At 72.7% G+C, this 12,326-nt stretch carries 11 protein-coding genes; 6 read left to right on the top strand and 5 right to left on the bottom strand.

Annotated elements, in window-relative coordinates; translation table 11 throughout:
* Positions 1-165 precede the first annotated feature (165 nt).
* Both ACGF8A_RS17440 and ACGF8A_RS17435 read right to left on the bottom strand, forming a co-directional pair.
* Positions 166-1,893, bottom strand: coding sequence for a GAF domain-containing protein (locus ACGF8A_RS17440; RefSeq protein WP_393108966.1), 1,728 nt, complete (start codon positions 1,891-1,893; stop codon positions 166-168).
* Positions 1,894-2,017: 124 nt separating this feature from the next.
* Positions 2,018-2,710 carry a response regulator gene (locus tag ACGF8A_RS17435; RefSeq protein WP_393108964.1) on the bottom strand — a complete coding sequence of 231 codons (693 nt, stop codon included), beginning with the start codon at positions 2,708-2,710 and terminating at the stop codon, positions 2,018-2,020.
* A 216-nt stretch (positions 2,711-2,926) separates the two neighbouring features.
* Here ACGF8A_RS17435 and ppdK point away from each other — a divergent pair, with 216 nt between their 5' ends.
* Together ppdK and ACGF8A_RS17425 are read left to right on the top strand one after the other, a co-directional pair.
* Positions 2,927-5,611: a pyruvate, phosphate dikinase gene (gene ppdK, locus ACGF8A_RS17430; protein ID WP_393108962.1), complete on the top strand. Its 2,685-nt coding sequence runs from the start codon at positions 2,927-2,929 to the stop codon at positions 5,609-5,611.
* A gap of 57 nt (positions 5,612-5,668) precedes the next feature.
* A complete protein-coding gene (locus ACGF8A_RS17425) occupies positions 5,669-6,172 on the top strand; it encodes a pyridoxamine 5'-phosphate oxidase family protein (RefSeq protein WP_393108960.1) in 504 nt (167 codons plus the stop codon).
* 46 nt (positions 6,173-6,218) lie between these two features.
* Here the strand turns inward: ACGF8A_RS17425 and ACGF8A_RS17420 are convergent, their stop codons facing one another.
* The gene (locus ACGF8A_RS17420; RefSeq protein ID WP_393108958.1) at positions 6,219-6,686 is read right to left on the bottom strand and encodes an alcohol dehydrogenase catalytic domain-containing protein; all 468 of its coding nucleotides are present in this window, start codon (positions 6,684-6,686) and stop codon (positions 6,219-6,221) included.
* 461 nt (positions 6,687-7,147) lie between these two features.
* Between ACGF8A_RS17420 and ACGF8A_RS17415 the strand changes: the two genes are divergently transcribed.
* The 4 genes from ACGF8A_RS17415 (at position 7,148) to ACGF8A_RS17400 (ending at position 10,573) form a co-directional block, all read left to right on the top strand.
* Complete coding sequence (locus ACGF8A_RS17415; protein ID WP_393108956.1) at positions 7,148-7,999, top strand: universal stress protein; 852 nt, start codon at positions 7,148-7,150, stop codon at positions 7,997-7,999.
* Positions 8,000-8,120: 121 nt separating this feature from the next.
* Positions 8,121-9,641 (top strand): FAD-dependent monooxygenase, encoded by a 1,521-nt coding sequence (locus ACGF8A_RS17410; protein WP_393108954.1) that lies wholly within the window; start codon positions 8,121-8,123, stop codon positions 9,639-9,641.
* Between the two features lie 50 nt (positions 9,642-9,691).
* Positions 9,692-10,291: a TetR/AcrR family transcriptional regulator gene (locus ACGF8A_RS17405; protein WP_393108952.1), complete on the top strand. Its 600-nt coding sequence runs from the start codon at positions 9,692-9,694 to the stop codon at positions 10,289-10,291.
* Between the two features lie 81 nt (positions 10,292-10,372).
* On the top strand, positions 10,373-10,573 hold the full coding sequence (locus tag ACGF8A_RS17400) for a hypothetical protein (protein ID WP_393108950.1): 201 nt from the start codon (positions 10,373-10,375) through the stop codon (positions 10,571-10,573).
* Between the two features lie 54 nt (positions 10,574-10,627).
* Here the strand turns inward: ACGF8A_RS17400 and ACGF8A_RS17395 are convergent, their stop codons facing one another.
* Entirely contained in the window at positions 10,628-11,161 is a 534-nt protein-coding gene (locus ACGF8A_RS17395; protein WP_393108948.1) for a MarR family winged helix-turn-helix transcriptional regulator, read from the bottom strand.
* A 39-nt stretch (positions 11,162-11,200) separates the two neighbouring features.
* Positions 11,201-12,313, bottom strand: a complete 1,113-nt coding sequence (locus ACGF8A_RS17390) for a PP2C family protein-serine/threonine phosphatase (RefSeq protein ID WP_393108946.1) — start codon at positions 12,311-12,313, stop codon at positions 11,201-11,203.
* Between the last annotated feature and the right edge of the window lie 13 nt (positions 12,314-12,326).

Here is a 12,326-nt window from a genome sequence, read left to right as displayed (position 1 = left end):
TCCGCATCCACGCCGCGGCAGCCCCGCCCAGGTCTGCGGCTGTGTCCCGCTCGTCACGGTGCCTCCTCGGCGCCGGACCGCCGGGATCGGCGTCCGGCGGAGGGGCCCGCGCCACAGGGCCGACCGGGGCAGGACGACCGGGCGAGCGGCCCGGAACAGACCGCGCTACGCCTCCCCCACCGGTACCCGCCACACCAGCCGCGCCCCGCCTTCGCCAGGACCGGTCACTTCCAGCGAGCCGCCCAGTTGCTCCGCCCGGTCGGCCATGTTCCGCAGGCCGCTGCGGCGGCCGTCCGGCGGGATGCCGACGCCGTTGTCCGCGACCGTCAGGGTCAGCGTGCCGCCCCCGGTCTCCAGGACGACGTCGGCACGGTCCGCGCGGGCGTGCCGGGCGACGTTGGTCAGGGCCTCGGACAAGACGGCGAGCGCGTGGTCGGCGGTCTCCTTCGGTACCTGGGTGTCCAGCAGGCCCTCCATTCGCAGGCTCGGCGCGAAGCCGAGCACCGGCGCCGCTTCACCGACCGCCCGGACCACCCTGGCGCGCAGTCCCTGCCCGACGGCGTCGTCGCGCGAGCGCAGCCCGAAGATCGTGGACCTGATGATCTTGATGGTCTCGTCCAGGTCGTCCACGGCCCGCGCGACCCGCTCCGAGGCCTGCGGATGCTCGATGAACCGGCCGGCGCTCTGCAGCGTCATACCGGTGGCGAACAGCCGCTGGATGGCCAGGTCGTGCAGGTCACGGGCGATGCGGTCGCGGTCCTGGAGCAGTGCGATCTGCTCGGCGTCCCGTCGGCGCTCGGCGAGTTCCATGGCGACCGCGGCCTGGGCGGCGAAGCCCTGGAGCGGTTCGGTCTCCTTCTCCGAGAACGCCGTCCGGCCCGCCGCGCGGGCCAGCAGCACGACTCCTCGAACGCCGTCCTTGCCGCCGATGGGCACGGCCACCGCCGGGCCGAGCGTGCTCACCAGCCCGGGATCGGCCGACACCCTGTCGTCGACGGCCACGTCGGGGCTGGTGACCGGGACGCCGGTCGAGAATGCCTGGCCGATCAGGCTGTCGCCGGCGGGCAGCACCCGCCCCCGGTGTACGTCGGCCTCCTGGCCGATGGCGAGTTCCACGGTGAGCGAGCCGGTGTGCTCCACGGGCACCGCGACCACGGCCAGGGCGGCGCCGGTGTTCTCCCTGGCCCGCTCGGCGATCAGGGCGAGGACCTCGGCACGTTCGCTGCCGGACAGCAGCCGGTGGGTGATCTCGGCGCTGGCCCGCAGCCACCGCTCGCGCAGCCGGGACTCCTCGTAGAGCCGGGCGTTGTCGATGGCCACCCCGGCGGCCACGGCCAGCGTGGCCAGCACCGACTCGTCGTCCTCGTCGAACTGCGCCCCGCCGCGCTTCTCGGTCAGGTAGAGGTTGCCGAAGATCTGGTCGCGGACCCGGATGGGGACGCCGAGGAACGTGTTCATCGGCGGGTGGTTCGCCGGGAAGCCGTACGAGGCGGGGTGCGCGGAGATCTTCTCCAGGCGCAGGGTCTCGGGGTTGCGGATGAGTTCGCCGAGGATGCCGTGTCCCTCGGGGTAGTGGCCGATGCGGGAGATGCCCTCGTCGCTGATGCCGACGGTGAGGAAGTCCGACAGGCTCTCGCCGTCCGGCCCGATCACGCCGAGGGCGGCGTACTCGGCGTCCACGAGTACGGCCGCGGCCTGCACGATGCCGCGCAGTGCCTGCTGGAGATCCAGTTCACGGCCGACGGAGAGCACGGCCTCCAGCAGGCTGTGGACGCGGTCGCGGGTTCCCCGGGCCGCGTCCAGGCGGGCCTGGAGCTCCTCCAGGAGCTCGTCCAGCCTCAGCTGCGGCAGCGGCACACGGGCTTGTTCCCCGGGCTCCTTGGGGCGTCCCACCGCTGATCCTCCAGGTCCCCTTGATCTGTCCCGGGCCGAACGTTCCGGTCATCTGCCACGGTATAAGGCCTGGGGAGGGTGCGGCACCGGGTAGGGGCAAATGGCCTGAAGGGGACGCGGACGGTCAGCGCCCTTGCTGCCTCAGCCGGTCCTGGGCCTGCGTCGCGATGACGGCGGCCTGGATGCGGCGTTCCACACCGAGCTTGGCCAGCATGCGGGAGATGTGGTTCTTGACGGTCTTCTCGGCGAGGTAGAGCCGCTGCCCGATCTGCCGGTTGGTCAGGCCCTCGCCGATGAGGGCGAGGATCTCCCTCTCGCGGGCGGTCAGCTGGGGCAGGGCGTCCGGCTCGGGCTCCGGTTGCTCTCCGCCGCGCAGCCGGGCCATCAGGCGGGTGGTGGCGCTCGGGTCCAGCAGGGACTGGCCGCGGGCCACCGTCCGGACGGCGGAGACCAGGTCGGAGCCCTGGATCTGCTTCAGCACGTACCCGGACGCTCCGGCCATGATCGAGTCCAGCAGGGCCTCCTCGTCGTCGAACGAGGTCAGCATCAGACAGGCCAGGTCCGGCATGCGCGAGCGCAGCTCCCGGCAGACGCTCACGCCGTCGCCGTCCGGCAGCCGGACGTCCAGCACCGCGACCTGCGGACGCAGGGCCGGCACCCGGACGAGGGCCTGCTCGGCGGTGGCGCCCTCGCCGACCACGGTGATGTCCGGCTCGTCGTCGAGCAGGTCGCGGACCCCGCGGCGTACCACCTCGTGGTCGTCGAGGAGGAAGACGCGGATCGGGGTCCCGGCGCCGCTGCGCTCGCTGTCCGGCATGGCACGCTCCTGTCGTACGCCGCCGTCCCCGTCGGACGCGGTCGGCCTCCGTGCTCAGGATCTTGCTCGCATCCGGGTCGAAGGGCCAGGGCCGGTCGGCCCTGTTCTCCCTCCGACCCGGGACCGTCCGGCACCTGCCCTCGCGCCCGCGCGCGTCCGAGGCTGGAGTCGGGCCGGACCGTCGGGGTCCGGCAACGGAAGGCAGGGCAGAGGATCATGGTCCGCTACGTGTACGACTTCGCCGAGGGTGGCCGTGGCATGGCCGGCCTGCTCGGCGGCAAGGGCGCGAACCTCGCCGAGATGACCCGCATGGGCCTTCCGGTGCCGCCCGGCTTCATCGTGAGCACCGAGGCCTGCCGGGCCTTCCTGGCCACGGGCGCGGAGCCCGAAGGCATGTTCCGGGAGATCTCCGCGCACCTGTCGGCCGTCGAGGCCGCCGCGGGACGCCGCCTCGGGCACCCGGACGATCCGCTGCTGGTGTCGGTCCGCTCCGGGGCGCGTTCCTCCATGCCCGGCATGATGGAGACGATCCTGGACATCGGCCTCAACGACGCGTCCGTCCTGGGCCTGGCCGAGGTCTCCGGGAACGAGCGCTTCGCCTGGGACTCGTACCGGCGCCTCGTGCAGATGTTCGGCAGCACGGTCATGGGCGTCGAGGCATCGCTCTTCGAGGAGGCCATGGCGGTGCTGAAGGAGGCCCGTGACGCCCCGGACGACATGCACCTGGAGGCCCTCGACCTCGCCGAACTCGTCGAGATGTACAAGAAGCTGATCTACGACGCGACCGGGCACGACTTCCCCCAGTCCCCCGCCGGGCAACTGCGGCGCGCGGTCCTCGCCGTCTTCCGGTCCTGGAACGGCGAGCGCGCCCGCCTCTACCGGCGGCGCGAGCACATCCCCGACGACCTGGGCACGGCAGTGACCGTCCAGCGCATGGTCTTCGGCAACCTCGGCCCCGGCTCCGGCAGCGGCGTCGCCTTCACCCGCGACCCCGCCACCGGACGCCCCGGCCTCTACGGCGACTACCTTCCCGACGCGCAGGGCGAGGACGTCGTCGCCGGGGTCCGCAACACCGTCGCGCTGACCGAGCTGCACCGGCTGGACCCGCACGCGTACGACCAACTCCGGCAGTACGCAAAGGCGTTGGAGGGCCACTACCGGGACCTGTGCGACATCGAGTTCACCGTCGAGCGGGGCCGGCTGTGGATGCTCCAGACCCGGGTCGGCAAGCGCACCGCCGAAGCCTCCTTCACCATCGCCGCCGAGCTGGCCGACGAGGGGTACATCACCACCGACGAGGCCCTGGCCCGCGTGAGCGGGGACGAACTGGCCCGGCTGATGTTCCCGCGCTTCGACACCTCCGCGACCGGGCCCGCGCTCGCGCGCGGCGTCCCGGCCTCGCCCGGCGCCGCGGTGGGCGCGGCGGTCTTCGACTCCGCCACGGCCGTACGGCGCGCCGCCGCCGGGGAGAAGGTCGTCCTCGTACGCCACGAGACCACCCCCGACGACCTGCCCGGCATGGTCGCCGCGCAGGCGGTGCTGACCAGCCACGGCGGCAAGACCAGCCACGCGGCCGTGGTCGCCCGCGGCATGGGCAAGGTCTGCGTCTGCGGCGCCGGGGAACTCCGCGTGCACGCCGGCACACGGTGCTTCACCGCCCTGGACGGCACCGTCGTCGAGGAGGGCACGGTCATCTCCGTGGACGGCACCGCCGGTGCCGTGTACCCGGGGGCGGCTCCGCTGGTGGACTCGGCGGTCATGCGGTACCTGGAGACCGGCGAGCGGTCCGGCGACCTGACCGAGGCCGTGGCCGGAGCCCTGCAACAGGCCGACGGGGTCCGGCGGCTGGAGGTACGGGCCAACGCCGACACCCCCGAGGACGCCGCACGCGCCCGCCGGTTCGGTGCCCAGGGCATCGGCCTGTGCCGCACCGAGCACATGTTCCTCGGCGAGCGCCGCACGCTGGTCGAGGAGTTGATCCTGGCCCGCACGGACCACCAGCGGCGCCGCGCACTGGCCGCGCTGCTGCCGCTGCAACGCGAGGACTTCACCGGCATCCTGGCGGCGATGGACGGCCTTCCGGTCACCGTCCGCCTCCTCGACCCGCCGGTGCACGAATTCCTTCCCGACCGCACCGGTCTCGCCGTGCGCATCGCGACCGCGCGGGCCCGTGGCGGCCTGCCCGACCCGCACGACGTCGAGCTGCTCGAAGCCGTGAGCCGCATGCACGAGGAGAACCCCATGCTCGGCCTGCGCGGTGTCCGCCTCGGCCTGGTGGTTCCGGGCCTGGTCGCCATGCAGGTACGCGCCCTCGCCGAGGCGGTCGTGGAGCGCACCCGGGCCGGTGGCACCCCGCTCGCGGAGATCATGGTGCCGCTGATCGGCTGCGTCGAGGAACTCCGGCTGGAACGCGAAGAGGTGGAACACGTGCTGGCCGGGGTCTCGGCGGAGACCGGCGTCCCCGTGCGCTGCCCGGTCGGCACCATGATCGAGCTGCCCCGGGCCGCGCTGACGGCGGGCCGGATCGCCGAACAGGCGGACTTCTTCTCCTTCGGCACCAACGACCTGACCCAGACCACCTGGGGCTTCTCCCGCGACGACGTCGAGGCCGAGTTCTTCTCCGCCTACCTCGAAAAGGGCATCTTCCCGGCCTCCCCGTTCGAGCGCCTGGACCGCGAGGGGGTCGGCCGGCTGGTCGAGCTCGCCACCGCCGAGGGCCGCGCCGCCCACCCCGGGCTGAAGACCGGCGTCTGCGGCGAGCACGGCGGCGACCCGGACTCCATCCACTTCTTCGACGCCACCGGGCTGGACTACGTCTCCTGCTCGCCGTTCCGCGTCCCGGTCGCCCGGCTGGAGGCCGGACGGGCCGCCCTCCGGCCGACAGGGACCGAGCGGCCCTGACACTTCCGCAACCGCACGGCGTCGCCTGAACGGACGAGCACGCGATGAGTGACGAAGATGAGTGACGAACCAGGACGAGGCAACAGCACGGCCGCTCCGGCCGCACGGCCCGGCCCCGCGGGACCGCGCCGGAGCGTCGCGATGGACAGCGCCGAGGCCTTGCGGCTGCTGGGCAGCGTGTCCGTGGGCAGGATCGTCTTCACCCGGCGTGCCCTGCCGACGGTGCGCCCGGTCAACCACGTCCTGGACGGCGGCGACATCGTCGTCCGCACCCATGAGGGCGCGGCATTGACCCTGCGCACCCAGGACGCGGACGCCCGAGAAGTGGTCGTCGCCTACGAGGCGGACGCCATCGACCCGGAGACCCACCTCGGCTGGTGCGTCGTGGTCACCGGCTTCGCGAGCCTCGTGACCGACGCCCGGGAGCTGGCCCGCTACCGGTCGATGCTGCACCCGTGGGTGCAGCAGGCCATGGACTACGCGGTGCGCATCAGCCCCGACCTGATCACCGGCATCCGGCTCACCGTCCCGGACGAGACCACCGTCCGACCGGCCTTCTGACCTTGGGAAGACGACGGTCCGGCCGTACTTGACCGGGCCCGCGGTGTCAGCGGGATTCGATGCGGCGGCCGGTGATACCGACGGGGTCGATCCGCACCCACACGTCGCGCCGGCCTCCGACCCAGGGCATGCTGTACGCCCTCTCCTCCAGCCGGCGCGCCTCGTCCGGCTCCGTCACGGCCCGGGCGGTGCCGCGCACCAGCACACTCCAGCCCTGGCTGAGCGCGTCGTCGATCCGGTCGACCAAGGCGGTGATGCAGGAGACGAGCACCCGGTCGCCCGGCCGGACGGTGCGTACGTCGCCACCGGTCTCGACGATCTCGCCGACCGCCTCGTGTCCCAGCACCGTGCCGGGACGCACCTCGGGCACGTCGCCCTTGAGGATGTGCAGATCCGTCCCGCAGATGGTCACCGCGTCGACCCGCACGATCGCGTCGGTGGCGTCCTTGACGGCCGGGTCCGGGACCTCCTGCCAGGCGGACTGTCCGGGACCGTGGAAGACGTATCCCTTCATGACGATTCCCTCCTCGGGGCGAGGACACGGTGCCGCGCGGGCCCCACAGGTCCAGGCTCACCCGACGCCGCCGGGATCCGCTTGGGCCGGTCGGCCCCCGTGCGCGACCGACCGGCCGAGGGCCGCCTCCCCCCGGGCCCACCGGCCCCACGGTCGCCTGCCGAGGGAGGCCGGGCGGCCCTGCCGCACCCGGCGGAAACGGGATGGTCCGCGGCTGCGTCCGACATGCTGGTCAGGGCCACGCCCCGCACCACCGGGGTGGCAGCGGCATCCGGAGCCCTCCGAGGAATTCGCAGGCGCCGGACAGGCCGGTGAGCCGCACGCCCGCAGCGGGCCGTAGGTCCCCATGGCCGTACCCCCTGCGGCCCTCCCCCGGGAGAGGGGGGACAACGACTCTGAAGGTACGGGACGTGTGCGGCATCAGGCCCTGACGTACGTCCCGCGGAACACGGAGGTGCGTCATGGCCCGGCCTGTCGTCGTCGGTGTGGACGGCTCCCCTTCCGGCACGACGGCTGCCTGGTGGGGCGCCCGCGAGGCCGTCCACCGGCACGTTCCCCTCCACCTGCTCCACTCGTGGACCACGCAGCCGCTCGTCGTGCCGATACCGCAGGAGGCCCGGAGCGACCGCCGGTACGGGCGGGAGGTGCTGCAACGGGCAGCGGCCGAGCTGCTGCATCGCTACGGCGATCTGGAACTGACCACCGAACTCCTCTCGATCCCGGCCGCACAGGCCCTGCTCGACCGCAGCGAAGACGCGGAACTGCTCGCGCTCGGCTCCCGCGGACACGGGTCGGTGGCGAGCTTCCTGCTCGGCTCGACAGCCCAGGGCGTCGTCGGTCTCGCCCGGTGCCCCGCCGTCGTCGTCCGGGCGGACGACCCGACGGTCGAGACCGGCTGCGACCGACCCGGGGCGGCGGACTGCGACGAGATCGTGGTGGGCGTACCGGAATCGGCGCCGACCGCCGACGCCGTGCTGGAGTTCGCCTTCACCGCCGCCGACGCACACGGCGCGGTCGTCCGCGCCGTAGCGGCCGTACCGCCGTTCAGCGAACCGCACGACCGGGCCGAGCACCAGACCTGGCTCACCACCACGCTGGCGCCGTGGCAGGAGAAGTTCCCGGAGGTCAGGGTCCTGCAACGGGTCGCCGCGGGCGCGGTCCCACAGGTCCTGCTCACCTCCTGCGCCCGTAGCCGGCTCCTGGTCGTCGGGCGCAGGCCGCGCCCCTCCCACGACACCTGGAAACTCGGGCCGGTCGCGCACGCGGCCGTGCGTCATGCCGCCTGCCCTGTCGCCGTCGTTCCGCACGGCTGAGGGGCGGAACGGGCAAGCGACGCGCATCAGCACGGTCCCCCAAGCGCGGGCCTACTCTTTCACCTCCGACAGGCAAGAGTTAGTCTCTAACAATAGTTAGTCACTAACACCAGGAGGCGGGATGTCGGATACGACCGTTGTCGTGGCCGGAGCGGGGCCGACCGGGCTTGCCCTGGCCTGCGCGTTGAGGGCGAGCGGGGTTCCGGTGCGGGTACTGGACTGGGCGGAGCGCCCCTCGGCGACCTCCCGGGCGCTCGGGCTGCAGCCCCGGGGTTCGGAAGTGCTGGACCGCCTCGGCGCTCTGACGGATCTGCCGCAACGGTCGGTGCAGATCGGGCAGGTGATCACCCACGTCAACGGCGAGCCCATGGCGCGGCTGGAGGTCGGCCGGCGCACCAGGCTGGTGACCAGGCCCGGACTCCTCATCTCCCAGGCCGAGGTGGAGGCCCGGCTCCGGCAACGCCTCGGTGAACTCGGTGTCCAGGTGGAGTGGGGGCGCGCCGTACGTGCCGCGGACCAGGACGACCGGGGCGTGATCGTGGGAACGAGCGACGGGGAGGTGCGGGCCGACTGGCTGGTGGGGTGCGACGGTGCGCACAGCCGGGTGCGCAAGGCGGCGGGCATCGAATTCCCGGGGGTCGCCGTCATCGAGCGCTTCCTGCTCGCGGACGTGAGAGCCGCCCTGCCACTGCCCCGTGACGCCGTCTCGGTATGGCTGCGCGGGAATCGGATGGTCGGAGCGTTTCCGCTGCCCGGGGACGACGTGTGGCGTCTGATGGCGCCGGCGCCCGCGGGCTTGACGGAGGACCTCGAGCCCGGTGCTCTGCTGACCGTACTGACCGGCGTGCTCGAGGACCACGCACGTCTTCCCGCGGTGGCGGTGCGCGAGGCGCTGTGGACCTCCACCTTCCGTATCCACCGCCGGCTGGCGTCCAGCTACCGGCGCGGCCGGATCCTGCTGGCCGGGGACGCGGCCCACATCCACAGCCCGTTCGGCGGCCAAGGCCTGAACACCGGCCTGGGCGACGCGGAGAACCTGGCGTGGAAACTCGCTCTCGTCGCCACCGGCCGGGCCGGGACCGCGCTGCTGGACACCTATCAGGCCGAGCGGCGGCCCATCGCGCGGGAGGTGCTGGAGTCGACCAGCGCCATGACCCGCATGGTCGTCGGAGAGACCGCCCTCGCACGGACGGTGCGCGACCGTGTCTTCGTCCCGCTGATGAACCAGCCCTTCGTCCAGCGGCTGATCTGGGAGAAGTCCTCCCAGTTGAAGGTCACCTACCGCACCGGCCCGCTCGCACCCCGTTCACTCCACGACTGGACCACCCGCGGACCGCACGCGGGCGACCGGGTCCCTGACCTCGAATGCGTGCGGGAGGAAGGAACTCCGACACGTCTGCACGCGGAGCTGGGATCGCGCTGGGTGCTTCTGCTGCCCACCGCGGGCGCTCACCCGTGCGCCGCCACGGCCCGCCGGCAGCTCGGCGACGACCGCGCGGTGACAGTGCTGACCCCGGCCGTCCCCCGTGACGGTCGGGTCATGCTGGTGCGGCCTGACGCGCACCTGGCCTGGCGTGGCACCTCACCGGCCGCACTCGGCCGGTGGCTGACCCGCGCGCTCGGCGACGACCAGGTCCGATGACCGCACCGGGTACCTTCGGCTGGAGCTGACGCACAGAAGGGAACCCGGCCATGAACCCGCGCCCGGCCGCGCCGACAGGCCTGCGTCAACGCAAGAAGGCCCAGACCCGCCGGACGATCCAGGAGCAGGCCCTGCGGCTGTTCCTCAGCAAGGGATACGAGAACACCACCGTCGAGGAGATCGCGGCCGCCGCCGGGGTCTCCCACATGACGTTCTTCCGTCATTTCCCCACCAAGGAATCCGTGGTCGAGAGCGACGACTACGACCCGATGATCGTCCGCCTCATCGAGCAGCGCCCCCAGGAGGAGGACCCGCTCACCGCCCTGCACAGGGCACTGGCCCAGGGCCTGGCCGCCGTCTACGCGACCGACAGGGAAGCACTCCTGGTCCGTACCCGCCTGGTCCTGCGGACACCGGCACTGCGCGCCCGGGTCTGGGAGAACCAGCACGCCACGGAACGTCTGTTCGCCGACGCCCTCGCGGCCCGGCTCCGGACGGACGCCACGCTCGGCACCCGCGTCCTCGCCGCGGCCTCGCTGGCCGCACTCACCACAGCACTCACCCACTGGGTGGACAGCGACGGCACCGAGGACCTGCCGTCGCTGGTGGACCAGGTGTTCCTCGTCCTGCGGTCAGGAAACTTCTCCTGAAGCCGCACATGACGGGGGGAGACCGGCTGCGGTGCTGCGGTCACCGCCGTCCGGCACTATCGTTAAAGAATGCGTAAAGCGATGGGCAAAGAACATGAAACCGGTCCCCAAGGCGTGGTGACGTGCCCGATCTGCAAGCAGCCGGTCGAGATGACCGTCAAGCGGCGGCACAAGACGCTCGGGCTCTTCGTGCCCGTCTGGCGTCCAGGGCCCTGCCGCAACCCCGACTGTCCCGAGTACCTGGAAGACCCGGAGCGGACCTCGTCCCAGGACCACGCGTAGCGCCGGGCCGGACGGTTCAGCGGCCCGTGCCACCACGGCGCGCCGCAGCCGCCCTCAGGCACCCTGCCCGAGCGAGGCGTCGCCCCAGCCCAGCGGGTGCGGCTCCGTCTGGTCCACCGCCAGGACCGGCGGCTCCCCGCCTGCCTCGTTGAAGGCCGTCAGCGCCTCGACAAGGGCGGCCCGCTGGTCCGGCGCGAGCCGTTGGACGATCGCGGCGATCTCGGCGTGCCGCCGGGCCGTGACGTCCGCGACCGTGCGCCGCCCCTCGTCCGTGAGCTGCAACAGCGTCTCGCGTCGGTTCCCGGGGTTGACCTGCCGGACCGCGAGACCGGCCGCGATCAGCCGGTCCACCATGCGCATGGCCGTCGACGGCGCGACCTGGAGCAACTCCGCGAGCGAGACCAGTTTCATGGCACCACGGCTGTGGAGCGCCACCAGCATCCGGAACTGCGGCAGCGTCACCCGTTCCTCGACCGCGGCCAGCGAGCGTGCCGAGACCGCGACCAGCAGCCGCGAAGCCGTCAGCACCGCGCCGGTCACGGCATCGACGTCGTCCTGGTCCCTCACGGGCCTCTCACGTTGCGGCATAGGTCCTTTCTACCGTGCGGAGGTGACCGGCCACTTCGCTCACCAGCACGATTTTCCTCCCTCATGACCGTGCGGGCCCTCCTGGTGGGACCCGTGGGCGTGGTACCGCAACAGCAGCATCGCGGCGTCGTCGTGCGGCGGCGCGGCGGCGTGGCGGACGAGATCCTCGCGCAGCGCCTCCAGCGCGGTGCGGGCATCGGCGTCCTTGAGCAGATGCGCCCGCTCCCCCAGCGGGTAGAAGGCGCCACCGGGGTCCCGGGCCTCCGTGACGCCGTCCGTGTACAGCAGCAGTTGCTCGCCGGGCACGAACGCCACCCGGTAGGGCTTCGGCCCCTCGCCGCCGTGCGCGCCGAGCCCCAGTGGCAGCGCGTACGCGGGCGGCTGCGGGAAGTCGACCGTTCCGTCCCGGCGTACGACCATGGGGGCGGGGTGGCCGTAGGTGAGGAAGACCGCCTCGTGGTCCGCACCCACCTCGGCGAGTATCGCGGTCACGAACTTCTCCCCCTCCAGCTCGCGTGCGACGCTGCGCTCCAGGCGCTCGCCGAGGCCGACCAGATCCGGTTCGTCGTGCGCGGCCTCCCGGAACGCGCCGAGCACGACGGCGGCCGTCTCGACCGCCGCCAGCCCCTTGCCCTGGACGTCGCCCACGATGACCCGGATCCCGTGCGGCGAGGCGACCACCTCGTAGAGGTCTCCGCCGATCCGGGCCTCGGCGACCGCCGACGTGTACGACACGGCGGCCTGCAGCGGTCCCGCGGTCAGCGGCACCGGCCGGAGCAGGACGCGCTGAGCCACTTCCGCGATCGACCGCACGCTGGCCAGCTCCGCCTCCCGGCGACCGCGCATCACGGCCGCGGCGACACCCGCGCATGTCACTCCGGCCACCGATGCCATCGCCGTATAACCCCGGCGGCCGTCGAACAACCCGTCGTACAGGCCCAGCCCGGCGCACAGCACCAGCGCCAGGAGACCGATGCACGCCGTACGCCGCCACCCACCGAACAGTCCGGCGAAGGCGGGCCCCAGCGAGACCAGCGGCAGGAAGCCGACCTCCGGTCCGGCGACGACGTCGACGAACGCCACCACCGCCATCACCACGATCGGCAACCATGCCAGCACCTCCGAACTCGCGGACGGTTTCTCTGCGGCCATGCCTGCTCCAACG

This window comes from Streptomyces sp. NPDC047706 (assembly GCF_043204795.1).
Classification (GTDB): domain Bacteria; phylum Actinomycetota; class Actinomycetes; order Streptomycetales; family Streptomycetaceae; genus Streptomyces.
This window is presented reverse-complemented; position numbering and strand designations above follow the sequence as displayed.

What these genes read in the sequence shown, in the direction of transcription:
- ACGF8A_RS17435 (WP_393108964.1), bottom strand. Translation starts at nt 2,710, where the DNA reads ATGCCGGACAGCGAGCGCAGCGGCGCCGGGACCCCGATCCGCGTCTTC.
- ppdK (WP_393108962.1), top strand. Translation starts at nt 2,927, where the DNA reads ATGGTCCGCTACGTGTACGACTTCGCCGAGGGTGGCCGTGGCATGGCC.
- ACGF8A_RS17425 (WP_393108960.1), top strand. Translation starts at nt 5,669, where the DNA reads ATGAGTGACGAACCAGGACGAGGCAACAGCACGGCCGCTCCGGCCGCA.
- ACGF8A_RS17420 (WP_393108958.1), bottom strand. Translation starts at nt 6,686, where the DNA reads ATGAAGGGATACGTCTTCCACGGTCCCGGACAGTCCGCCTGGCAGGAG.
- ACGF8A_RS17415 (WP_393108956.1), top strand. Translation starts at nt 7,148, where the DNA reads ATGGCCCGGCCTGTCGTCGTCGGTGTGGACGGCTCCCCTTCCGGCACG.
- ACGF8A_RS17410 (WP_393108954.1), top strand. Translation starts at nt 8,121, where the DNA reads ATGTCGGATACGACCGTTGTCGTGGCCGGAGCGGGGCCGACCGGGCTT.
- ACGF8A_RS17405 (WP_393108952.1), top strand. Translation starts at nt 9,692, where the DNA reads ATGAACCCGCGCCCGGCCGCGCCGACAGGCCTGCGTCAACGCAAGAAG.
- ACGF8A_RS17400 (WP_393108950.1), top strand. Translation starts at nt 10,373, where the DNA reads ATGGGCAAAGAACATGAAACCGGTCCCCAAGGCGTGGTGACGTGCCCG.
- ACGF8A_RS17395 (WP_393108948.1), bottom strand. Translation starts at nt 11,161, where the DNA reads ATGCCGCAACGTGAGAGGCCCGTGAGGGACCAGGACGACGTCGATGCC.
- ACGF8A_RS17390 (WP_393108946.1), bottom strand. Translation starts at nt 12,313, where the DNA reads ATGGCCGCAGAGAAACCGTCCGCGAGTTCGGAGGTGCTGGCATGGTTG.